Origin of the sequence: Flavobacterium adhaerens, from assembly GCF_040045115.1 — a bacterium.
GTDB classification, from domain to species: domain Bacteria; phylum Bacteroidota; class Bacteroidia; order Flavobacteriales; family Flavobacteriaceae; genus Flavobacterium; species Flavobacterium adhaerens.
In genome coordinates this window covers 158,828-180,242 of sequence record NZ_JBDLZX010000004.1, presented here as the reverse complement: position 1 = coordinate 180,242, position 21,415 = coordinate 158,828, and the positions used below count along the sequence as shown (strand labels likewise).

The window sequence follows — 21,415 nt, the reverse complement described above, 5'->3', positions numbered from 1 at the left end:
TCTTTTTAAAATGATTTGTAAAAATATAATTTATTTATTGTGCGCTATTTTAAGCAACAAGGAAGTAAAATCCCTTGCTTTGAGTATTAAGCTTCTGCCTCTTCGCTACCTGCGAATTGGTTTTGCAAAGCAGAAATAACTCTTTGAGCTGGTGATTGTAATAATCCGATGATTTCACCAATAAGCTCTTCTTTAGATTTAATTGTAGATAATGCTTCTAATTGATCATCTCCAAGATAAATTTCAGAATTGATGTAAGCACCTTTCAATACAGGCTTAGATGATTTTTTTCTAAAATCTTTAATGATTTTCCCAGGAGCATTTGCTACATCTGAAATAAATATAGCACTATTACCTGCCAATACAGAAGGTAAATCACCATAATCATTATCTGAAGCTTCCATTGCTTTAGCAAGCAATGTATTCTTAACTACCTCTAATTTAACTCCAGCTTTAAAACAAGCTCTTCTCAAGCTTGAAGTTGTTTCTGCGTCTAATCCAGAAATATCAGATACATATATAATGTTTGTACCAGCTAACTGTGCAGTTAAATCTTCAATCGCGATTGATTTTTCTTCTCTAGTCATACTAAAAATTTTTAACTACCAATTATACTGCTTTTGGGTCCAAAGCAATTGCAGGACTCATTGTGCTTGTAAGGTGAATACCTTTAATGTAGGTACCTTTAGCAGCAGTTGGTTTAAGTTTGATTAATGTTTGAATAATTTCGTGTGCATTGTCAACAATTTGTTCAGCTCCAAAAGAAACTTTACCAATTCCTGCATGTACGATACCAGTTTTATCAACTTTGAAGTCAATTTTACCAGCTTTAACCTCTGCAACAGCTTTAGCAACATCCATTGTTACTGTTCCTGTTTTAGGGTTTGGCATTAAACCTCTAGGCCCTAAAATACGTCCTAACGGTCCTAATTTACCCATAACTGCTGGCATAGTGATAATTACATCTACATCTGTCCAACCGTCTTTAATTTTTTGTAAGTAATCATCAAGACCAACATGATCTGCTCCAGCCTCTTTAGCTTCCGCTTCTTTATCTGGAGTAACCAATGCTAACACTTTAACATCCTTTCCTGTTCCATGAGGCAATGTAACCACACCTCTCACCATTTGATTTGCTTTTCTTGGATCTACACCCAAACGAACAGCGATATCAACAGACTCATCAAATTTTGCAGAAGCAACTTCTTTAATTAATGCAGCAGCATCTTTTAAAGAGTACAATTTGTTCTTTTCAATTTTTGAAGCAGCCACTTTTTGCTTTTTCGTCAATTTTGCCATGTCTTTTTCTTAATTAAAAAGGAGAATCTCCTGATACAGTTATACCCATAGATCTAGCTGTTCCAGCAATCATACTCATTGCAGATTCGATTGTGAATGCATTTAAATCTACCATTTTATCTTCAGCAATTGCCTTGATAACATCCCAAGTAACACTAGCTACTTTTTTACGATTTGGCTCACCTGATCCTGACTTTAGCTTCGCAGCTTCCATTAACTGTACTGCCGCTGGAGGAGTCTTAACAACAAAATCAAATGATTTGTCTTTATACACAGTAATTTGTACTGGGCATATTTTGCCAGGTTTATCTTGTGTTCTAGCATTAAATTGCTTACAGAACTCCATGATGTTCACCCCAGCAGCTCCTAAAGCAGGTCCAACCGGTGGCGACGGGTTCGCAGCACCTCCCTTAACTTGTAGTTTAACTACCTTACTAATTTCTTTAGCCATTTTTTAAAAAAAATTTAACACAACAATCATTGGAAGCGATTGTAGTGATTATTATAGATGTAACAAAAATTATACTTTTTCAACTTGCATAAAACTCAATTCTAAAGGAGTTTTTCTTCCGAAAATTTTCACCATTACCTCAAGTTTACGCTTTTCTTCATTTATTTTTTCAACTGTACCGTTAAATCCATTAAATGGACCATCTATCACTTTAATAGTTTCTCCTAAGCTGAATGGTATTGAACGAGTATCTGTATTTACAGCTAACTCATCCACTTTACCTAACATTCTATTTACTTCTGACATTCTTAAGGGAACAGGCTCACCTCCTTTTGTTTCTCCTAAGAATCCAATAACACTAGTGATAGATTTAATGATATGCGGAATTTCACCAACTAAATTAGCCTCCAACATAACATATCCAGGAAAGTAAACTTTATCTTTTGATAATTTTTTCCCCTCTTTTACAGTTACTATTTTTTCAGTAGGCACAAGAACTTGCGAAACATAATCACTCATTCCTAAACGAGCTATTTCTGTTTCGATATAAGCTTTTACTTTGTTTTCTTGTCCGCTTACCGCACGAACTACATACCACTTCTTAATATTATTTTCTGCCATTACAAAAAAATTATGCTTTTATCCAATTAAAAAATACAGATAATATTTTTGCACATGCTTCATCTACTCCCCATGTTGCTAAAGCAAATACCACTGAAAAGACAGCGACAACAATCGTAAGACGTTGTACTTCAGCCCACTCAGGCCAAGTTACATTTGATTTTAATTCCTCAAATGATTCCGATATATAATTAACAACTTTTGTCATAGTGATTCGTTTATTTTGCACGGGCGGAGGGATTCGAACCCCCATCAACGGTTTTGGAGACCGCTATTCTACCCTTGAACTACGCCCGTAGAAAAAACCAGTGTCATTATAACACGACACTGGTTTCGTATTATATTAGAATTATTCTACAATCTCAGTAACCTGACCTGCACCTACTGTTCTACCTCCTTCACGGATAGCAAAACGTAAACCAACGCTCATTGCGATTGGGCTTAACAACTCAACATTGATCGTTAAGTTATCCCCAGGCATTACCATCTCTACACCTTCTGGTAAAGAAATAACTCCAGTTACGTCAGTTGTACGTACGTAGAACTGTGGACGGTAGTTATTGTGGAATGGAGTATGACGTCCACCTTCTTCTTTTTTCAAGATATAAACTTCAGCTTTGAATTTTTTGTGTGGTTTTACTGAACCTGGTTTGATAATAACCATACCTCTTTTGATAGATTCTTTATCAATACCTCTTAACAATAAACCTACGTTATCACCAGCCTCACCTCTATCAAGGATTTTACGGAACATCTCAACCCCTGTAATAGTAGAAGTTAATTTTTCAGCTCCCATACCAATGATCTCTACTGGATCTCCAGTGTTAGCAACTCCAGTTTCGATACGACCTGTAGCAACAGTTCCACGTCCTGTAATTGTAAATACGTCCTCAACTGGCATCAAGAAAGGTTTGTTAACATCACGCTCTGGCTCTTCGATCCAAGCATCAACAGCTTCCATCAATTCAATAATTTTAGGAACCCAAGCAGCGTCATTGTTCAATCCTCCCAAAGCAGAACCTTGGATAACTGGACAATTATCACCATCATATTCATAGAAAGACAATAAGTCTCTGATTTCCATTTCAACTAATTCCAACAACTCAGCATCATCAACCATATCCACTTTGTTCATAAAAACAACAATACGTGGAATACCTACTTGACGTCCTAAAAGGATATGCTCACGAGTTTGTGGCATTGGTCCGTCAGTTGCAGCTACAACAAGGATAGCTCCATCCATTTGAGCAGCACCAGTAACCATGTTTTTTACGTAATCCGCGTGACCTGGACAGTCAACGTGAGCGTAGTGACGGTTAGCAGTTTCGTACTCAACGTGTGATGTATTAATAGTAATACCTCTTTCTTTTTCTTCAGGAGCATTATCAATTTGATCAAATGATTTTGCTTGACAGTATCCAGCATCAGATAACACTTTTGTGATTGCTGCTGTTAAAGTAGTTTTACCGTGATCTACGTGTCCGATCGTACCAATATTTAAGTGTGGTTTCGAACGGTTAAAGGTTTCTTTTGCCATTTTACTTAATTTTTAATCTAGTTTATATATTTATTTCAATTTCCTACTTAATTGAGCCAATGTCGGGATTTGAACCCGAGACCTCTTCCTTACCAAGGAAGCACTCTACCCCTGAGCTACACCGGCAGAGAGTTCTGATTCTAGACTCCTGAATTTAAATTTTGAGATTTTATTCAAAACCCAAAATTTACAATCCAAAATCTTACTTTCTTATTTGTGGGGAGAGCAGGATTCGAACCTGCGAAGTTTTCACAGCAGATTTACAGTCTGCCCTCGTTGGCCGCTTGAGTATCTCCCCTGACCTTAAACAATATTTCAAAAAAAAAGAGCCGATAGAGGGACTCGAACCCACGACCTGCTGATTACAAATCAGCTGCTCTAGCCAGCTGAGCTACATCGGCATTTTCAAAAAAAAAGTCCGCTATTTCTAACGGACTGCAAATGTATAGATTTTATCCTTTAATCAAAACATTTTTTGAAAAAATTTTAAATTAATTATATGTTCTTAACTTTTCTTTACGTTTTACCAGCAATCGCTCTAGCGATTCCGCCGATTGTTCTACTGCTTCCTCAAAAGACTTGCATTGTTTTTTTACCAAAAAATCATCTCCAGGAACATTTATTTTTATTTCAACAATTTTATTTTCCTTCTCACTTGTCTTTTCTACTTTTAAAAAAACATCCGAAGCAACGACTCTATCATAGTATTTTTCCAACTTATCCATTCTTTCATGAACAAAATCTACTAGTTTTTTGTCAACATTAAAGTTAACAGCATGAACATTTACCTTCATAATCAATCTATTTAAAAAAATTAAACACAATAGAATTATTTTTTATTCCGAGGATGTGCCTCTTTGTACACTTTTTTAAGCTCATTTAAACTACTATGAGTATATATTTGTGTTGAAGCCAAACTCGAATGACCTAATAATTCTTTAACCGAATTCAAATCTGCCCCGTTATTCAATAGATGAGTCGCAAATGTATGTCTTAATACATGTGGACTTTTTTTTGTTTTACTTGAGACACTACTAAAGTATGAATTTATTAATCGATACACAAAAGAATCACTTAATTTTAACCCTTTTTGAGAAACAAATAAATAATCACTATCTACCACGTTTTCCATCAAAGAACGCTCTTTGATATAAACCTGAAATTGCTCTACAACCACTGGCAAAACAGGCAAAATCCTTTCTTTATTTCTTTTGCCTTGTACTTTTATAGTCTTATCAACCGTATTTATATTCGAAATTTTCAAATGAATAAGTTCGGTTCTACGTATTCCAGAAGAATAAAACAATTCTACTATCAACCTATCCCGCACTTGAAGAAACCCATCAACAGATAAATCCTGTGACAAAGCATTTGCAAGTTCTTTTTCAGAAAATGGAATTTGAAGTTTTTTTTCCGTTTTCAAAGCCTTATGCTTCAATAACGGATTAATCTCTATTTGCTTAATTTTTAAAAGAAATCTATAAAAAGCTTTCAAAGAAGCGATTTTTCTATTCACTGTAACATTCGAAACCCCATCATTCACAAGCGAAACAATCCAACTTCTAATTTGACTGTAATTCACCCGATCAATTGTTTCCTGACCAAAAACCTCTTTGTTAAAAATCTGAAAATAAGAAATATCATTTAAATATGCATTTACTGTATGAGGAGAATATTTTTTTTCAAATTGAAGATAATCTCGAAATGCATTTATATTATTTGTAGCCATAAAAAAACCGTTAGCATCAAAGTTAAGAAACTTTAACCACTAACGGTAATTTTATTTAAACAGCACTAATATTATTAGATATTCTCTATACTATCTTTTAATGCTTGGATATAAGCCGCTTTTTGAATTTTCATTCTATTGATAACTGATGGTTTTATAAAAGCCGTACGAGCTCTCAACTGTCTAACAGTTCCAGTTTTATCAAATTTTCTTTTATAGCGCTTTAGTGCTCTATCGATATTTTCTCCGTCTTTAATTGGTATAATTAACATAATTTTATCACCTCCTTTCGTTAAGACCGCAAAGTTAAAAATTATTTTCAAATAATAAATTATATTTAAAATTATTTTACCTAAATAAAAATCTCAACAAAATAAAAAATCTAAACTTTTAATTCTTTAATAAATTTCTAGAAATCACTAGTTTTTGAATCTCTGTAGTCCCCTCTCCAATTGTACACAATTTGGAATCTCTATAAAACTTTTCAACTGGATAATCTTTGGTATAACCATAACCTCCATGAATTTGCACAGCTTCATTAGCTACTTTTACGCACATTTCAGACGAATACATTTTTGCCATTGCTCCCTGAGTTGTCACAGGTCGGTTTTGATCCTTTAAGAAAGCTGCTTTATGCAACAACAATTCCGATGCTTCAATTTCGGTAGCCATATCAGCCAACTTAAAAGAGATTGCCTGAAAATCAGATATTGGCCGACCAAACTGATGTCTTTCTTTAGAATACTTCAAAGCCGCTTCAAAAGCTCCTTTTGCAATCCCCAACGACAACGCACCAATTGAAATACGTCCGCCATCCAAAATTTTCATTGCTTGAACAAAACCTTGTCCCACCTCACCCAATCTATTAGCATCAGGAATCCGACAATTATCAAAAATTAATTCAGCCGTTTCACTAGCACGCATCCCTAATTTATTTTCCTTTTTACCAGAAGTAAATCCAACTGTTCCTTTTTCAAAAACAAATGCTGTCATTGCTTTAGAATCCCCTTTCTTTCCAGTTCGAACCACCACCACTGCCAAATCTCCTGAAATTGCATGGGTTATAAAATTTTTAGCTCCATTAACCACCCAGTAATCTCCATCACGAACAGCCGTTGTATTCATACCTCCAGCATCAGATCCTGTGTTATGTTCCGTCAAGCCCCATGCTCCTATATATTGACCAGTAGCTAATTTTGGCAGCCATTTCTTTTTTTGTTCTTCATTACCGAAAGTTAGAATATGATTTGTACATAATGAATTATGAGCAGCAACTGACAACCCTATAGAAGGATCTACTTTTGAAATTTCCTCAACTATTGTAACATACTCATGGTAACCTAAACCTGAACCTCCATACTCAACAGGAACCAAGACCCCCATAAATCCCATATCACCCAATCGCTTAAACAACTCAACTGGAAAAATTTGAGATTCATCCCAATCCATAATATGAGGTCTTATATTTTTCTCAGCAAAATCCCTAATAGACTGAATTACTAAATTTTGCGTTTCATTATAATCAAAATTCATCTTAAATAACATTTTGCATTAAAAGCTCAAATATAAGTTAATAATATTTGCTTTATCAATAGGAAAATCTTTAATTTTTGCCAAATCATCAATATTCTTAAAATCACCATACATACTTCTATGTTTTATTATCTGTCTAGCTAGATCATTTTTAAAATAAAAAAATTGATATAACTCTTTTAAAGAAGCATTATTAATGTCGATCTTTTTTAATTCAGGTTGTTTTAAAACAGCAAAATTTTTATTTATAACAAGCAAAACCTCTGGTGATAAACCCCAGACTTCTTTAAGTTGTTCCATAGAAACAAAACCTCCAAGTTTATTTTTTTGACTCAAAATTCGTGACGATATCACTTCGCCAACACCATTAATTTTAATTAAATCTTCTTGTGTAGCTTGATTAATATCCAAATGCACTATTGTTTCTTTTTTAATGGATTTTGAATTAGAAAAATAATTTGTATTAACCATCTTACCTTTACGAGCGATCCAATCAGGGAATTTAAAAAATGGAGCGATCGTTTTTAACAACGAATCCGAAACTTTAGTAACCCTCTGAAACCCTTCAGCTGAATTAACATATTTATTTTCTTTTCTAAAAGCCAAAAGCCTATCAATTTCCTCAACAGACATCCCTAATTTGTATCCTTTGTAATCGGATATAAAATTTGGATTAAATGGATACATAGTGGGCTTACCTCTAAACTTTTGAATTTTCATCGAATCGATATCTGCCTGCAACGAAATCCACTGCTGTTTTTCTGGATTTTCTTTGGGAATACTAGTAAAATCGGCAAAAAAGCATATTAGCTGTAAAACAATAATAATTATAAATAATAAACAAAGACCTTTTCGCTGGTCATTAGTAAATTTTAAAATATCGATGTGCTTTCTAAAACCCATATAGCAAAACAGCTAATTTTTTGTTCGAAATATAAATTAACACAATTAAAATCAATTTATTAGGAAAAATAATAAAATTCAATATGTTGCAAATAAAATCTTACAATTGATTAATTTAAAAATAAATAAGTGATTTTCAACACCTAACCAACAAAACCACATAATCTTTCTTAAAATTTAAAATTTTTCTAACTTAAAAATAAAGATTTGTTTTTATTTTTTTCAAAAAACGATACATTTGGAGCTTAATAACAATAAACCTATATATAAAAGTATGTCAATTTGGAAAACAAAACCTCTTTCGGTACTGCTTGAAGAAGCATCCGAATCTGAAAAAGGCTTAAAAAGAACATTATCTTCTCGATCACTAGTTGCGCTAGGAGTTGGAGCCATTATTGGAGCCGGATTATTCTCACTTACTGGTATTGCAGCTGCTGAACACTCTGGACCTGCTGTTACACTTTCGTTTATACTTGCTGCCATTGGTTGTGCATTTGCTGGTCTTTGCTATGCCGAATTTGCTTCGATGATTCCAGTTGCAGGTAGTGCATACACCTATTCCTATGCAACAATGGGCGAGTTTATGGCATGGATTATTGGTTGGGATTTAGTTCTTGAATACGCATTAGGAGCTGCCACAGTAGGCGTTAGTTGGTCACGATATTTGTTAGAATTATTAAACAAATACGGAATACATCTTCCTCCGGAATATATTTGTTCACCTTGGGAAACCTTAAAACTAAGCAATGGCGAAGTAATAAATGGCGGAATAATAAACTTACCCGCAATTTTTATTGTAGCCTTATTATCATTATTACTAATTAGAGGAACAAAAGAATCTGCTTCTATAAACAACTTCTTGGTTGTATTAAAAGTAGCTGTAGTAATTGTTTTTATTGTTTTGGGATGGAGCTACATAGACACCGCAAACTACACACCTTACATCCCTGAAAACACAGGCGTTTTTGGTGAATTTGGTTGGACAGGAATTGCAGCTGGAGCTGGAACAGTATTTTTCGCTTTTATTGGTTTTGATGCTGTATCAACAGCTGCCCAAGAAGCCAAAGATCCACAAAAAGGAATGCCTATCGGTATATTAGGTTCATTAATTGTTTGTACTATGTTATATGTATTATTTGCACATGTAATGACTGGTTTGGTAAACTACAAAGACTTTGTAGGTGATGCAAAACCTGCTGCAACAGCTTTTGCAAAAACAGGATATGATTTTTTACAGACTGGTTTGATTGTAGCTATTTTAGCAGGATACACATCCGTAATTCTAGTGATGCTTATGGGACAAAGTCGTGTGTTTTATACAATGAGTAAAGATGGTTTACTACCTCCTTTTTTCAGTTCTATTCACAACAAATTTAGAACTCCATGGAAAACTAATATTTTCTTTTTGGTTTTTGTAAGCCTTTTTGCAGGATTTGTACCCGTAAGTGATTTGGGGCATATGGTAAGTATCGGAACTTTGTTAGCATTCGTTTTAGTATGTATTGGTGTAATGGTAATGCGCAAAAGTATGCCAGACGCTCCAAGAGCTTTCAAAACTCCATTTGTACCCTTCGTGCCTATTGCAGGAATTATCATCTGTTTAGCTTTGATGTATTCTTTACCAAACGAAAGCTGGATTAGGCTTGTAGTTTGGATGGCTTTAGGAGTTGCTATTTACTTCTTATACGGCAAGAAGAACAGTAAATTGAACAACCCAGAAAATTAAATTTCCTCGGGACATAAATACTAAAAAGGATTATAGAGTTCAAAACTTTATAATCCTTTTTTATTTCAATAGTCATAGTTTACAAATCAAAAACTGATGTTCGTTTTGCCCGCACTAAATCTTTTAGTTTGATCCAAAATGCCAAAGTCAAATAAATTCCAAATCCTAAACCTACAGTTACAAACGAAATGTAAATAAAAAATAAACGAACATTAGTAACTCGCATACCTAATTTATCAGCTAATCGAGAAGAAACATGAAAGCCATATTTTTCTAAAAAAAATTTTAATCGGACTATTGCTTGCATTTTTTTGAAATTGATTGCGACAAAAATACAAATTTATTCCATTGACAATTCAAGATTTCTTTGAATTAAAGCAAGAAACGAACTCAATTCTGTTTTAAGAGTTCGATACCAATTGCGCAATTTAGACATTTAAATTTATTACAGTATTCATTTTTCAATTGCAACAAAGACTGGGTTTCAAATGCACTTTTAGCTTTTATTTCAAAAGAATTAAACTTATCTATTATCGAATTATTTTCGGGTTCCATTTCATTTAGAAGCCCTATTAAATCTTCAGAAACTTCTTCACCTTTACTTTTAGCATATGCAAATTGCAGTGGCACTATAGTATTTAAGATTAATAAATCTATGAATGGTTTAGACAATACTTTTCGCTTCTTTTTGCTTTCTTTTCCAAACTGATAATGAGTTTGCCAATACATTGTAACCGAAACATCAAATAATTCGTAGATACTTTCGAGATTATTTAAGCCAATAAGTTTTGAAAATAAATTTTGTTCTTTATGATACAAACTAGCCAATTGCGAAAGTCTAATGGTTGGAAAATTATCAGGCCTATGTTTAAAAAACTGAACAGGAGTTATAAAATTCTTTTCGATTTGATATTTATGAATCAAATAAAAATATCTAAACTTTAAGTCCTTAAAATAAACATCTTCATTCTCATTATCAAGTAATCCAGCGGTTCCCAACAATAAAGCTTCGATATTTTCGACTTCAAAACTTTCTTTTCGCAACACTAAAAAAGGGATTGATTGGGCAATACTCAGAAAAATTTCCCCATTCGTATTCAGTCCGAAATTTTTTGCCAATAATAAATACAAAACAGCTTCCCAATCATTATTAGTTAGACTTAACATATCTAATATTGGTTTTGATTTACGTTCTAATCTTTCAAAAAACAAACGCTCTTGCCAATTAAGGAGTATGAATTGCGGAATAGTGTTAATTTGCTTTTCGCAAAAAATCCAGGACTTTGGGCTTATTAATTTATGATAATTCGCAATAGTTTCTTTGCTAACGTAATTTTTCAGTTCTAAAACTGGAATTTCAGTATTATCTTTTCGGTAGATATCCAAATCATGTTCCCAAACAACATGTAGAATTACATTTTCATAATTACTATCTTCTTCATGATGATGTAAATACCAATCAGATGATTTGATATGAATTTCTACATTTCCTGCCCATTTTTGAGTACCAATTGTAATTTGAGCATTAAAAAAATCGGGGCCGCTCAACTCTAGGTACTGACCAACATTACCAATTATTACCTCTTCTTGATTTGAAGTTTTTAAAAATAGTGTATCAAACTGTTTATACTTCCAAATGTAATGCAGAAAATCTTCTTTCATATCATTCTCTTTTTAAGCGAGTTGTAAATTAATCATTAAATTAAAATTAATAATTAACCTACAAAATAAAAAAAGAAAAATATTACTTCAAAATAAAGAGTTTGGCACAAGCGAGTGCATCTGATAAGGCTTCATGATGATTTAATTCTATCTGCATGGCTCTACAGCAATCGCTCAAGGTGGTAGGTTTAAGCCCTTTGGATTTATAAATTTTTACGGTACATTCCCAACGAGATCCAATATTCAATTCATCATAATTGAGTCCGTAAAACGTCATAGATTTAGACAAAACATTCCGATCAAAACTTTCATTATGTGCCACCACAAGCTGATTTTGTAATCGCTTTTGAATTTCTGGATAAACCTCGATAAAAGATTTTGCATTAGCGGTATCTCTGGGATAAATACCATGCACCTTGATTGTATAAGGATTGTATAGGTTATTTGGAGGTTGAATAAGAGTAACAAACTCATCGACAATTATACCGTTCTCAACAGTTACAATACCAACAGAACAAGGATGATACCCTGTTGCCGTTTCAAAATCGATTGCTACAAAATTCATGTCACAAATTAATTAAAGAAATTCCAAACCAAACCAAAACGAATCAAGAAATCTCTATAAGGATTATTGGCATCAGAGAAATAATTATTCTTAGAAAACAAAGTGTTAAAATGTTCCGCTTTTAAATAAATTCGGGTGCGTTGAATCTTGGCATTAACAAAAAAATCAAGTAACGGATAATTTCCAATTTTTACATTATCCTGAACAAAAAATTCACCAATCATCGGATTGTAAGTATTGGCATAATAACTTGAAAAATAATTAAGTTCTACCCCAGTCTGAAAAAATAAATTTTTCTTAAAGAAGGTATCCGTAAAGTACAATGTGTTTCTGGTAACAAATTCTGGCACATTCAAAATAGCATCCGATTGATCCACTTTTTGAAATAATAACGTATTATCCAAAGCAAATTTTCCGACAACAAACTCCCTGGCTACTTTTAATGAAGCGTAATTAATGGAACTATTGTACTGATAAGGCTTGACTATTTGTGTAGTATCATTTCGGGTCAAAGCATCTTTATCGGTAAAATATAAATGATCTTGTATTGTATTTAACTGCATCGATAACGTTACCCATTTTGTATCGGCCGTAGCACTAATCGAATTGATTTTTTCATTAACAAAATCATTAGACCAATTGTATTCTCTATAACTACTTTGAAATAAATTATAATTATTATTTGGCAATTTATTCATACTCTGATAAGCTACCGAAAGCTTATTCTCATCATTTATATCATAAGTAGCAGAAGCCTCAAGATTTAATAAATTTTGATCGGTTACCGATTTAGAATATAAAAACTTTCCGTTCCATTTGTCTTTGCTATAATTATATTGTCCTCCGAAAGTATTGATTTTTTGGCTCAACAAATTCCCAATTGTAACACCATTTATGTATAAAATGTTGTTATAAAAATAATTAGAGCGAACATCATCTACAAAAAAAGTAAACTTCCCCAAAGTCATGTTCTCATAAACCGCTCCAAGTTTGTTATACATCCTGTTATAGTTTGTTGTATTATTAAGATTACTCGTTACAAACGATTCCCCAAAACGAATTATAGATTCTCCATCAACAGATGATGCTATAGTTTGCTGGTTGAAATTATAATACATATCATCATAACTAAACTGATCGGTAATGTATAAATTATTTTCTCCTTTAGTTTTATTAATTCGAAATGCATGATCCAAGAAAATTCGTTTCCCCTTTAAAACCGAATTAGCATCTTCAAAATAAACTCCCAAACGAGCTCTATTGTCAAATGAAGGATCCTCACTGGTAAAATCCTCAACATTGGTTATACCACCATTTTCTTCATTATCAATCTTCTGAGACATATAATGCATATTGGCAATGTAGCGCCCGTCTTTAGAGTTATAACTGGTAGTAAATTTAAAATTCCCAGATTTCGACTCTTGGTTGATGTATCGCCCTTCAGAACGCAAGGCTTTATAGGAAATAGAAAAATTAAGCCTTGGAGAAACATTCAATGTAAAATAAGAATCTGCCGATTGCCCTCTTTGAATCGTCGTTTTAAAATACAATTCTGTAACAGGCGTAGCAACATTGGCATATCTAACCTCGTGAGCTTTCATGTAATTAAACTGCTTGGCGGTAAAACCAAATTCAGGATAGGCCGAAAACCCGTTTAATCCGTATTGCAAGGTATTATAAGTTTGTCCCAAATTAGGAAAACGCAACAACCCAAAAATATCTTTTCTCAAATAATTATGACCGTATGCTTTTCGGATCGATTGTGTCGTATCAATATAAGTTGTATCCCTATCCAAAGTAACAATCTGATACATATCATAAGTTGCCTCGGGTGCTTTTTTCTTCTTAATCGAATCCGTTGCATTGTATGTACTATTGTAATCAATTTCTTTAGCACTATTTACCTGCTTATTTTTCTGCGAAAACAAAAGAACTGGAAAAGCTAAAAAAAATAACGAAAAGAAAATCCTCATCTGAAAAAATTATAATTAGGCGATTATTGGGCAAAGGTAAACGATAAAAACATATAAATAAAAAAACACCTCAATTTAGTCACCCAAACCACAACACAACTTTCTCAAACAATTAGGGCGAGCCACTCCCGAAAAAAAAGAGCAAACCAAAATTGCGATTACACGCTCTTTTTCTTCGGGACTGTCAGGCTGTACGCGTTACTTTGGTAACTTGCTTCCATCCTTCTCGCAGTTCGCAACAACCAATCTATATAACAACAACATTTTGGTATCCGCAAAACCTTTAATCAATAAAAAATCGCAATATTTGTCTTTTAAAAAACAAGCCTTATGCTCCAAAAAAACTTTTCATCCTTTTTACTCGAAGCTGGCACCGACGAAGCTGGACGCGGCTGTCTAGCTGGTCCTGTAACGGCCGCTGCTGTCATTTTGCCTCCTGATTTTGACAATGAAATTTTAAATGACAGTAAACAATTATCAGAGAAAGTAAGAGAAAAACTAAGACCAATTATCGAACAACAAGCCCTAACTTTTGCTGTAACACATTTATTTCCGAATGAAATTGACGAAATCAATATTCTAAATGCTTCGATGAAAGGAATGCAGGAAAGCATTTTACAATTAAATCCAACTCCAGAGTTTATTATCGTTGACGGTAATCGTTCGTTGAATGCCAAATTGGGACTAAAAAACAATTCTGGCAAACAATTTTCTAAAACCGAAATCGAATTACTAAAATCGATTCCAAACCAAAGCATCATCAAAGGAGATTCTAAATATTTAAGCATCGCAGCCGCATCAGTGTTGGCCAAAACCTACCGTGATGAATACATGGATAAAATTCACGAGGAATTCCCAATGTACAACTGGAAAAAAAACAAAGGCTACCCAACCAAAGAACATCGGGAAGCCATTGAAAAATACGGCTCAACCAAATACCACCGAATGAGTTTTCGATTATTACCAGAACAACTCACATTGGATTTATGATTTTTTTTTTTAGATTAAAACATATAAGTTATACAAGTCAAAGCTCCTATTTGTAACCCAAAATTAACTATTTCTTCAAAAGCCCATTAAAGCTTTAAACATGCACAAAGTGATATCTTAAAAAACGTATATGACCTATATGGGAAATATTTTTTTTAGATTAAAACTGAAATTTATATCCAAAATCGGGTGAAAACCCTATCTGATCTTTCTGATCGATACTATTGGTCAAACGATTGTACTCCAAAGTAAAAATATTGGTATGATTGGTTACGTTTTGAAAATCGACATAAAACTGATGGAATCTCTTTTTGGTTTTACTATTGATTTTTATTCCAAATTTAATATCCAGCCTTAAATAATCACTGTATTGTTGGCTAAATGCATTGGCATCATCTCTTATTTCGTAACCCGCAGCATTAGAAGCAGCAAGATCTACTGGCGTATAATATCGACCGCCAGCCGTTGTAAACTTGGTATCGATTGAAAAAACGTTCTTCTTTTCTTTACCAATTTTAAATTCTTTTCCTCCCAAAAGATTTAAAACATATCCGTTATTAAAAGGCGAATTTCTTTCTATTCCATCGCTTCCTTTGTACTTGCTTTCAAAAAGAGAAGAAGTAAACATAGCATAATAGCCTTTACTAAAAAATTTCTCAACAGTAAGTTCTACCCCTTGATTGAATCCAGTTCCCTTACTAACCAAAGAGGTTTTATCAATAGAATACCCAAAATCAGCTCCCTCAGTTAGTGTTGAGTAACTACTCGCAAATGATTCTACACCAGCTTTTTTAATATCTTGGTAATACAACTCAAGTTTCCCTCTCCATTTGCTTGCAAATTTCAAATCATAGCCCAAAACAAAATGCTGGCTTTGCACCAAATCCAAATCTTTATTGGTTTGAGTTGGAATACCCTTTACATATTCATTCAAAAGTAAAATAGGAGCAGGAACATTTTGATGATGCAAACCGTAACCAAAACTTACAATATTCTTAGGATTGAAAGTGTAAGACAAAGCGGTTCTTGGTTCTAGAACAAATTCTTCATTCATAGAAAAATATTGACCATGCAATCCTGCATTGAACGTTAGTTTTTCGGTCAATCGGAATTGTCCTTGTACAAAAGGCTGAATCAAATTGTAATTTCCATCATTATCAATGAGCGAAACATAATCAGGATAACCATCTCCATCTTGATCTTGTTGTTGTTCTCTAGAAGTTAACACAGCATTGACCGAATAATTTTCGTATAACAAACCTGCTCTTACGGTAATTTTTGAATTAATTTTAGAGTTGAACAAAGTCGAAAAAGTAAATCTATTTTCGGCATTGTCAATATTCATAAACTGCAATCTATTTTCTTGTGGTGTATCAAAATCATAATACCTGTAATTCTTGTAGGTATTACCCGCTTCTGAATAGCCCAAAATTGTTTTTAAATAGGAATTAGAACCTATTTCAATATTATGTTTCAGTCCAACCGAACCAAAAGACGAGGTAACATAAGCATCTTCATCTTGTGCGGCAAAAGGATCTTCTTTATCAATTTTACTTCCTAAAAAATCAATATCCGAAGTTCCATAAATTCCAAAAACAGAAAAATTGCCCAGCTTGCTTTTACCAAAATCCACATTAAAACTAATATCACTATAATTGGGTTGTGCATCAGTTCCTGCCAATCCAGTTACGCCCACAAAACCATATCTAGCGGCAGCGACAAATGAACCTCTTTTTTTCCCGAGAGGACCTTCGGCCAAAAATTCTAATCCTGGATAAGCTCCTGCGCTAATCATAAATTCATAATCGTCAGGATTCCCTTTTCTGAAACTCAAATCAAAAACACCAGCAATTGCATTACCGTATTCCGCCGGAAATGCCGATGTTATAAAATCAGAATTAGCTAAAAGATTTGGATTGAGTGCTGAAACGGGACCTCCAGTAGTTCCCAAAGTTGCAAAATGATTCGGATTGGGCACAGGGATTCCTTCTATTCGCCATAACATCCCCGAAGGAGAATTTCCTCGAACCACAATGTCGTTTCGACTATCATCGGCAGTAGAAACACCTGCGAAATTAGAAACTAATCGAGCTACATCACTTCGGCCTCCTGCAAAACGATTTACTTCTTCAGGGCTAAATTGCTTGGCCGAAACCATCGCCATTTTATTGATAGGTTTCGATTTGTTAGCACCAGAAGTAATCACAACTTCATCTAGCTTACTAAATTTTTCAATCATCGAAATAACCAAAAGGTTGTCTTTTCCAGTGGTTACATCAATATCCGAGACAGAAGTGTTTTCATATCCAACAAAACTAACATTCAAATTTTGTCTTCCTATTGGCACATTGTTCATTTTAAAATTTCCATCACTATCGGTCACTGTGCCTATATTCTCATCACTTACTAACGAAACTGTAGCACCAATTATGGGTTTCTCGGATTGTTTGTCGATAATTTTTCCTTTAATGACTCCGATCTGAGAGTAGGAAATTAAGCTAAAAAAGCTTAAAATCAAGAGGGGGAATTTTCTCATTTGTATTTTGCTTTATAATTATGCAAGCAAAAATAAAGAGAGGATTTTTCTTAAAAATTGACTTAAGTTAAGATTTACTATTCTTAGTCAATCGAGTTCGAATTCGGCTTAAACTTTCGGGTTTTACACCTAAATAACTGGCAATATATTTAAGAGAAACTCTTTCGACAACTTTTGGGCGATGTTTTATCAAAGCTAAATAGCGCTCTTCAGGATTCAACAAAGTCATCGACATCCCTTTGCCCGTCAAACCTTTGATGGTTCGTTCCATCATTTCGCGAATAAAATTATTAAAAACTGGATATTGCTCAACAACTTTATCAAAATCGTCTTTGTAAGCCAATAACAATTCGCAATCTTCGAGTGCTTCTATATTTAGTTTTGAAGGTTTTCCGTACAAATAACTTTCAAAATCAGCATACCAACCATTTTCAAAGAAAAAATTTCCTGTCGATTCTATTCCATCATTTAAATAGTAATGTCGGATACAACCTTTTTCAATATAAACTCCAAAATTACAAAACTCACCCTCGACAAGTAAATGCTCGTTTTTTTTGAGTGTTTTGGGTTTTAGGATATTTTCAAATGCTTGGCTTTCTTCTTCGGTCAACTCCACAAACTCTAACAGACTGGAAATCACTTTATGCATGTTCTAAAATTTAGTCTAATTTATTCAAAATTAAACAACTACAACTATTTAAAAAAATTGTAATCAAAATTAAAATCAACGGACAAATTGTATTTTCGAAACAGGTAGTTACATTTCTACTTTGCTAGATTTTTCAATACAAACTTAAAATTGAAACTCAGCTTCAAATAAGTCTTTGAAATGTTTTAAAATTTTGACCTTCACTTCGGCTTCATCTACTTTTTCAACACCCAATTCTACATTTAATGAAGTCACTGCTTTGCCCCGGATTCCACAAGGGATAATATTATCAAAATATCCTAAATCAACATTTACGTTCAAAGCAAATCCGTGCATGGTAACCCAACGAGAGGCACGAACACCCATAGCACAAATTTTACGCGCAAATGGAGTTCCAACACCTAACCAAACACCAGTTTCTCCTTCACTTCGTTCGGACTGTACACCATAATCAGCAAGTGTCAAAATGATAGCTTCCTCCAGAAAACGCAAATATTTATGGATATCGGTAAAGAAATTTTCTAAATCCAAAATAGGATATCCTACTATTTGTCCAGGGCCGTGATAAGTAACATCGCCACCTCTGTTAATTTTGAAAAATGAAGCTCCTTTGGCTTCAAGTTGTTTTTCATTCAACAATAAATTCTCAAAATCTCCACTTTTTCCTAAAGTATAAACGTGTGGATGCTCTACAAATAATAAGTAATTGGGAGTAGGGATTTCAGTATCTTCCCGTCTATTCTTAATTTTCAAATCGACTATTGCTTTGAATAATTCTTCTTGATATTCCCAAGTCGTTTTGTAATCTTTAGCTCCTAGGTCTTGTATTTGGACAATTTTGCTCATTCTGCATTTCTTTGAAACGAAACGATTTGTTATCATTCGCTATTTTAATGAGTTGCAAAAGTACAATTTATTATTCTGATTTTCCATTACGCAACTGTATCTAGAACTGTCCTACAACTTAAAAATTTTTTTCTTAAATCCCATTTTTTAATTCCAAAAGAAGTTCAGATTTTTGGTCTACCTATTAATCTTTATAACTTATAAACCTACAAAAATGATTGCAAAAACAATTCAAAATGTATTGACTAAAATCTCGGTAGCACTTTTTTTAATCCTTTGTAACTGTTCAAATGACGAAAATGGTTCTGGTTTTCAACCAAGTATTGACGCTGCCAATTTACCAGCTGCCAACAGACCTATGACGATGTTTGCAGATGATGAAAATATCTCTAAGATGTACGACAAAACGGATCGTTGGTTTCGTGTTAATGAACCTTTACAAGTTATTTTAAAAGGAAAAGATTCTATACAATTATCACTATACTCTCCTTTACCTCTTACAGATGTAAAAATTTATGCTCAAATACCAAATCAAGAAAAAAAAATTGTCTTATTTCACTTTACAAACATTCCTGCATTTCATCGTTCTTTTCACAAAATTCCGTTAGCAACAGGGAGTAATAATTATTTATCCGAAACTGGTGAAACCATCACGATAGAACAGATGAGTGACTTTAGCGAGGAAACGATCCAGCTTACAACAGCCTCTAGCGATCCTTTGTTTGCAAAATTCAAAAAAATTAAATCTTCTCAATTAGTACAATTTGACGATTCTTATCATGTAGATGAGCCGGGTAAATTTTTACCCATGAATCCAGCCTTAGCAAAAGAGGTTATAACATTGATGCTTAATTTTTCATACGCATTGAGTCATCCTATATATTATGAAACTTTTATGCACTTTGACACTTACCTTCAAGAACAAGCTGCAATTCAGGAAAGCACAGTAACTGGTGCAACAAATTGGCACGGAAACAATGCTGATGTAGATGGAAATTACGATTACTATACTCAAACCCAAATAGAACAACAATATAATAAATACATCGATAGCCGAAAAATTTATCCTGCAATGGTCGGTGGAAGTTCAGCACTAGGGGGAGGAGCTTTGGTTTCGGTGTGGGAATCCAGCTATGTAACAGCGCATTGGTTAGGGGATGTTTCTGCATGGTCACACGAATACTCTCACCACACTGGTTACAACCACGACAGTAACTTGGCTAATAGTGGTCAAGGAGGCGGACAACAAAAAATGATGTCAAATTTTTATGCGTATCTAATGTATTTGAAAGATCTTCCTTTTACAAATCCCGAAATTTTAAAAACCTGGACCAAGTCAACCTATTTAAACAAAAAAGATTACAGCAAACCCGTTTTCTCGATTGATGCTAAAAATCCATTTTTAGTAAAATACAAAGGTGCAGGTGCATGGCAATAACACCCTAAAAACCATTTCATACCAAAAGAGGCTGTCCTAAAAGTCTTGTTTTGTCATTCCGAATTTATTTCGGAATCTAAAAAACAAATGATAATCAAGCGTCTAAAGAAGCTAAAACAAGTTCAGCTTGACAAGATTATGTCTTTTTGAACAGCCTCTTTTGTTTTTATACTACTCAAACTCTATTTTCAAATCAAGTTTTTCTGGAGTATCTAAATACAGCGTCAGAGGGTACTCTATAGTAACAGACCTTCTATCATCGCTAATTACAGCATTGGTACTCGAAACGTTTTTTATGGTTTTTGGGAAATGATAGTTCAAAATATATTTAGAGGATGCAAAGAACATTTTGGCCATATCTTCGATAGAATCATTAACTGCTACAGGCTTTTTTGCTTTATCAATAATTGCCTTTCGACTAAATTCCTTTTTATCAAAACTATAACTCAAAGTACTATGATTACTAAGATTATTATCCATCGGAATCATTTGGTAGAGTTTAGAATCTTTCCCAATCTCTTTCAATTTACTCATGGCTTGCAACATATCCTGTAAATCCGAAACTTTCTTAAAATCGGAAGAAAGTGTCATCAAGAACTGCTTTTTATGCGTGTTCATTTTTGTCGTAATCACGACATTTTCGAGTTTTTTAAGCTCCTTTTGCTCCTCTGGTGACAATTGGGCAATGCTATCTTTTTTATCTTCAAAAAGCTGTTTGAATGTAAAAGTAGAATCAACTTCGTTTTTAGACTCAGTCCCTATTTGCCCATCCGTTTGATCACCTGATATTTGTAAGAAAGCAGAACCATCAATATCGACCGAAAACTTACCCGTTCCATTTTCACTGATGTATATATTCTCTGTAAAAGTGCAACTTACTATGACAAAAGCTAAAACAACAAACAATAGAAAATACCCTCTCATACAACTTTTTTATTTTAAAGATACAAAGAGAAT

Annotated in this window: 22 protein-coding genes and 4 tRNA genes; 3 read left to right on the top strand and 23 right to left on the bottom strand. The window is 33.6% G+C overall.

Features of this window, described 5'->3' with window-relative positions; translation table 11 throughout:
• Positions 1–86: 86 nt before the first annotated feature.
• The 15 genes from rplJ to ABEB18_RS07000 all read right to left on the bottom strand — a co-directional run bounded on the left by rplJ (position 87) and on the right by ABEB18_RS07000 (position 7,890).
• Entirely contained in the window at positions 87–587 is a 501-nt protein-coding gene (rplJ, locus tag ABEB18_RS07070) for a 50S ribosomal protein L10 (RefSeq protein ID WP_348798498.1), read from the bottom strand.
• Positions 588–609: 22 nt separating this feature from the next.
• The gene (gene rplA / locus ABEB18_RS07065) at positions 610–1,299 is read right to left on the bottom strand and encodes a 50S ribosomal protein L1 (protein WP_281226531.1); all 690 of its coding nucleotides are present in this window, start codon (positions 1,297–1,299) and stop codon (positions 610–612) included.
• Positions 1,300–1,312: 13 nt separating this feature from the next.
• On the bottom strand, positions 1,313–1,750 hold the full coding sequence (gene rplK / locus ABEB18_RS07060) for a 50S ribosomal protein L11 (RefSeq protein ID WP_115813558.1): 438 nt from the start codon (positions 1,748–1,750) through the stop codon (positions 1,313–1,315).
• Between the two features lie 69 nt (positions 1,751–1,819).
• Complete coding sequence (gene nusG, locus ABEB18_RS07055) at positions 1,820–2,371, bottom strand: transcription termination/antitermination protein NusG (RefSeq protein WP_348798497.1); 552 nt, start codon at positions 2,369–2,371, stop codon at positions 1,820–1,822.
• Positions 2,372–2,381: 10 nt separating this feature from the next.
• Positions 2,382–2,579 (bottom strand): preprotein translocase subunit SecE, encoded by a 198-nt coding sequence (gene secE / locus ABEB18_RS07050; protein ID WP_348798496.1) that lies wholly within the window; start codon positions 2,577–2,579, stop codon positions 2,382–2,384.
• 18 nt (positions 2,580–2,597) lie between these two features.
• Positions 2,598–2,668 (bottom strand) — tRNA-Trp (locus ABEB18_RS07045).
• 52 nt (positions 2,669–2,720) lie between these two features.
• Complete coding sequence (gene tuf / locus ABEB18_RS07040) at positions 2,721–3,908, bottom strand: elongation factor Tu (RefSeq protein ID WP_348798495.1); 1,188 nt, start codon at positions 3,906–3,908, stop codon at positions 2,721–2,723.
• A gap of 54 nt (positions 3,909–3,962) precedes the next feature.
• Positions 3,963–4,034: transfer RNA gene (locus tag ABEB18_RS07035), tRNA-Thr, on the bottom strand.
• A 91-nt stretch (positions 4,035–4,125) separates the two neighbouring features.
• Positions 4,126–4,206: transfer RNA gene (locus tag ABEB18_RS07030), tRNA-Tyr, on the bottom strand.
• A gap of 29 nt (positions 4,207–4,235) precedes the next feature.
• Positions 4,236–4,309, bottom strand: a tRNA-Thr gene (locus tag ABEB18_RS07025).
• A gap of 90 nt (positions 4,310–4,399) precedes the next feature.
• A complete protein-coding gene (gene hpf / locus ABEB18_RS07020) occupies positions 4,400–4,702 on the bottom strand; it encodes a ribosome hibernation-promoting factor, HPF/YfiA family (RefSeq protein WP_348798493.1) in 303 nt (100 codons plus the stop codon).
• Between the two features lie 35 nt (positions 4,703–4,737).
• Positions 4,738–5,637: a tyrosine-type recombinase/integrase gene (locus tag ABEB18_RS07015; RefSeq protein ID WP_348798492.1), complete on the bottom strand. Its 900-nt coding sequence runs from the start codon at positions 5,635–5,637 to the stop codon at positions 4,738–4,740.
• 74 nt (positions 5,638–5,711) lie between these two features.
• Positions 5,712–5,909, bottom strand: a complete 198-nt coding sequence (rpsU, locus tag ABEB18_RS07010) for a 30S ribosomal protein S21 (RefSeq protein ID WP_348798490.1) — start codon at positions 5,907–5,909, stop codon at positions 5,712–5,714.
• A gap of 118 nt (positions 5,910–6,027) precedes the next feature.
• Positions 6,028–7,170: an acyl-CoA dehydrogenase family protein gene (locus ABEB18_RS07005; protein ID WP_348798488.1), complete on the bottom strand. Its 1,143-nt coding sequence runs from the start codon at positions 7,168–7,170 to the stop codon at positions 6,028–6,030.
• Between the two features lie 18 nt (positions 7,171–7,188).
• Complete coding sequence (locus tag ABEB18_RS07000) at positions 7,189–7,890, bottom strand: ComEA family DNA-binding protein (protein ID WP_348798487.1); 702 nt, start codon at positions 7,888–7,890, stop codon at positions 7,189–7,191.
• 457 nt (positions 7,891–8,347) lie between these two features.
• Here ABEB18_RS07000 and ABEB18_RS06995 point away from each other — a divergent pair, with 457 nt between their 5' ends.
• Entirely contained in the window at positions 8,348–9,799 is a 1,452-nt protein-coding gene (locus ABEB18_RS06995; protein ID WP_348798486.1) for an amino acid permease, read from the top strand.
• 79 nt (positions 9,800–9,878) lie between these two features.
• Here ABEB18_RS06995 and ABEB18_RS06990 read toward each other — a convergent pair whose 3' ends face one another.
• The 4 genes from ABEB18_RS06990 to ABEB18_RS06975 all read right to left on the bottom strand — a co-directional run bounded on the left by ABEB18_RS06990 (position 9,879) and on the right by ABEB18_RS06975 (position 13,999).
• Entirely contained in the window at positions 9,879–10,106 is a 228-nt protein-coding gene (locus ABEB18_RS06990) for a PspC domain-containing protein (protein ID WP_348798485.1), read from the bottom strand.
• An 83-nt stretch (positions 10,107–10,189) separates the two neighbouring features.
• A complete protein-coding gene (locus ABEB18_RS06985; protein ID WP_348798484.1) occupies positions 10,190–11,461 on the bottom strand; it encodes a DUF2851 family protein in 1,272 nt (423 codons plus the stop codon).
• A gap of 82 nt (positions 11,462–11,543) precedes the next feature.
• The gene (locus ABEB18_RS06980) at positions 11,544–12,026 is read right to left on the bottom strand and encodes a 3'-5' exonuclease (RefSeq protein ID WP_348798483.1); all 483 of its coding nucleotides are present in this window, start codon (positions 12,024–12,026) and stop codon (positions 11,544–11,546) included.
• An 8-nt stretch (positions 12,027–12,034) separates the two neighbouring features.
• Positions 12,035–13,999: a putative porin gene (locus ABEB18_RS06975; protein ID WP_348798482.1), complete on the bottom strand. Its 1,965-nt coding sequence runs from the start codon at positions 13,997–13,999 to the stop codon at positions 12,035–12,037.
• Positions 14,000–14,329: 330 nt separating this feature from the next.
• Here ABEB18_RS06975 and rnhB point away from each other — a divergent pair, with 330 nt between their 5' ends.
• Entirely contained in the window at positions 14,330–14,989 is a 660-nt protein-coding gene (gene rnhB / locus ABEB18_RS06970; RefSeq protein WP_348798481.1) for a ribonuclease HII, read from the top strand.
• Between the two features lie 160 nt (positions 14,990–15,149).
• Here the strand turns inward: rnhB and ABEB18_RS06965 are convergent, their stop codons facing one another.
• The 3 genes from ABEB18_RS06965 to lipB all read right to left on the bottom strand — a co-directional run bounded on the left by ABEB18_RS06965 (position 15,150) and on the right by lipB (position 19,020).
• Entirely contained in the window at positions 15,150–17,525 is a 2,376-nt protein-coding gene (locus tag ABEB18_RS06965; protein WP_348798480.1) for a TonB-dependent receptor, read from the bottom strand.
• Between the two features lie 67 nt (positions 17,526–17,592).
• Positions 17,593–18,174 carry a Crp/Fnr family transcriptional regulator gene (locus tag ABEB18_RS06960; protein ID WP_348798478.1) on the bottom strand — a complete coding sequence of 194 codons (582 nt, stop codon included), beginning with the start codon at positions 18,172–18,174 and terminating at the stop codon, positions 17,593–17,595.
• Between the two features lie 144 nt (positions 18,175–18,318).
• Positions 18,319–19,020: a lipoyl(octanoyl) transferase LipB gene (lipB, locus tag ABEB18_RS06955; protein ID WP_348798477.1), complete on the bottom strand. Its 702-nt coding sequence runs from the start codon at positions 19,018–19,020 to the stop codon at positions 18,319–18,321.
• Positions 19,021–19,234: 214 nt separating this feature from the next.
• Here lipB and ABEB18_RS06950 point away from each other — a divergent pair, with 214 nt between their 5' ends.
• Complete coding sequence (locus ABEB18_RS06950) at positions 19,235–20,458, top strand: hypothetical protein (RefSeq protein ID WP_348798476.1); 1,224 nt, start codon at positions 19,235–19,237, stop codon at positions 20,456–20,458.
• Positions 20,459–20,629: 171 nt separating this feature from the next.
• Here the strand turns inward: ABEB18_RS06950 and ABEB18_RS06945 are convergent, their stop codons facing one another.
• Entirely contained in the window at positions 20,630–21,382 is a 753-nt protein-coding gene (locus ABEB18_RS06945) for a hypothetical protein (protein WP_348798475.1), read from the bottom strand.
• Positions 21,383–21,415 lie beyond the last annotated feature (33 nt).

Bases quoted from the DNA above. Each gene is read 5' to 3' on its own strand.
- rplJ (WP_348798498.1), bottom strand. From the start codon at position 587: ATGACTAGAGAAGAAAAATCAATCGCGATTGAAGATTTAACTGCACAG.
- rplA (WP_281226531.1), bottom strand. From the start codon at position 1,299: ATGGCAAAATTGACGAAAAAGCAAAAAGTGGCTGCTTCAAAAATTGAA.
- rplK (WP_115813558.1), bottom strand. From the start codon at position 1,750: ATGGCTAAAGAAATTAGTAAGGTAGTTAAACTACAAGTTAAGGGAGGT.
- nusG (WP_348798497.1), bottom strand. From the start codon at position 2,371: ATGGCAGAAAATAATATTAAGAAGTGGTATGTAGTTCGTGCGGTAAGC.
- secE (WP_348798496.1), bottom strand. From the start codon at position 2,579: ATGACAAAAGTTGTTAATTATATATCGGAATCATTTGAGGAATTAAAA.
- tuf (WP_348798495.1), bottom strand. From the start codon at position 3,908: ATGGCAAAAGAAACCTTTAACCGTTCGAAACCACACTTAAATATTGGT.
- hpf (WP_348798493.1), bottom strand. From the start codon at position 4,702: ATGAAGGTAAATGTTCATGCTGTTAACTTTAATGTTGACAAAAAACTA.
- ABEB18_RS07015 (WP_348798492.1), bottom strand. From the start codon at position 5,637: ATGGCTACAAATAATATAAATGCATTTCGAGATTATCTTCAATTTGAA.
- rpsU (WP_348798490.1), bottom strand. From the start codon at position 5,909: ATGTTAATTATACCAATTAAAGACGGAGAAAATATCGATAGAGCACTA.
- ABEB18_RS07005 (WP_348798488.1), bottom strand. From the start codon at position 7,170: ATGAATTTTGATTATAATGAAACGCAAAATTTAGTAATTCAGTCTATT.
- ABEB18_RS07000 (WP_348798487.1), bottom strand. From the start codon at position 7,890: ATGAAAATTCAAAAGTTTAGAGGTAAGCCCACTATGTATCCATTTAAT.
- ABEB18_RS06995 (WP_348798486.1), top strand. From the start codon at position 8,348: ATGTCAATTTGGAAAACAAAACCTCTTTCGGTACTGCTTGAAGAAGCA.
- ABEB18_RS06990 (WP_348798485.1), bottom strand. From the start codon at position 10,106: ATGCAAGCAATAGTCCGATTAAAATTTTTTTTAGAAAAATATGGCTTT.
- ABEB18_RS06985 (WP_348798484.1), bottom strand. From the start codon at position 11,461: ATGAAAGAAGATTTTCTGCATTACATTTGGAAGTATAAACAGTTTGAT.
- ABEB18_RS06980 (WP_348798483.1), bottom strand. From the start codon at position 12,026: ATGAATTTTGTAGCAATCGATTTTGAAACGGCAACAGGGTATCATCCT.
- ABEB18_RS06975 (WP_348798482.1), bottom strand. From the start codon at position 13,999: ATGAGGATTTTCTTTTCGTTATTTTTTTTAGCTTTTCCAGTTCTTTTG.
- rnhB (WP_348798481.1), top strand. From the start codon at position 14,330: ATGCTCCAAAAAAACTTTTCATCCTTTTTACTCGAAGCTGGCACCGAC.
- ABEB18_RS06965 (WP_348798480.1), bottom strand. From the start codon at position 17,525: ATGAGAAAATTCCCCCTCTTGATTTTAAGCTTTTTTAGCTTAATTTCC.
- ABEB18_RS06960 (WP_348798478.1), bottom strand. From the start codon at position 18,174: ATGCATAAAGTGATTTCCAGTCTGTTAGAGTTTGTGGAGTTGACCGAA.
- lipB (WP_348798477.1), bottom strand. From the start codon at position 19,020: ATGAGCAAAATTGTCCAAATACAAGACCTAGGAGCTAAAGATTACAAA.
- ABEB18_RS06950 (WP_348798476.1), top strand. From the start codon at position 19,235: ATGATTGCAAAAACAATTCAAAATGTATTGACTAAAATCTCGGTAGCA.
- ABEB18_RS06945 (WP_348798475.1), bottom strand. From the start codon at position 21,382: ATGAGAGGGTATTTTCTATTGTTTGTTGTTTTAGCTTTTGTCATAGTA.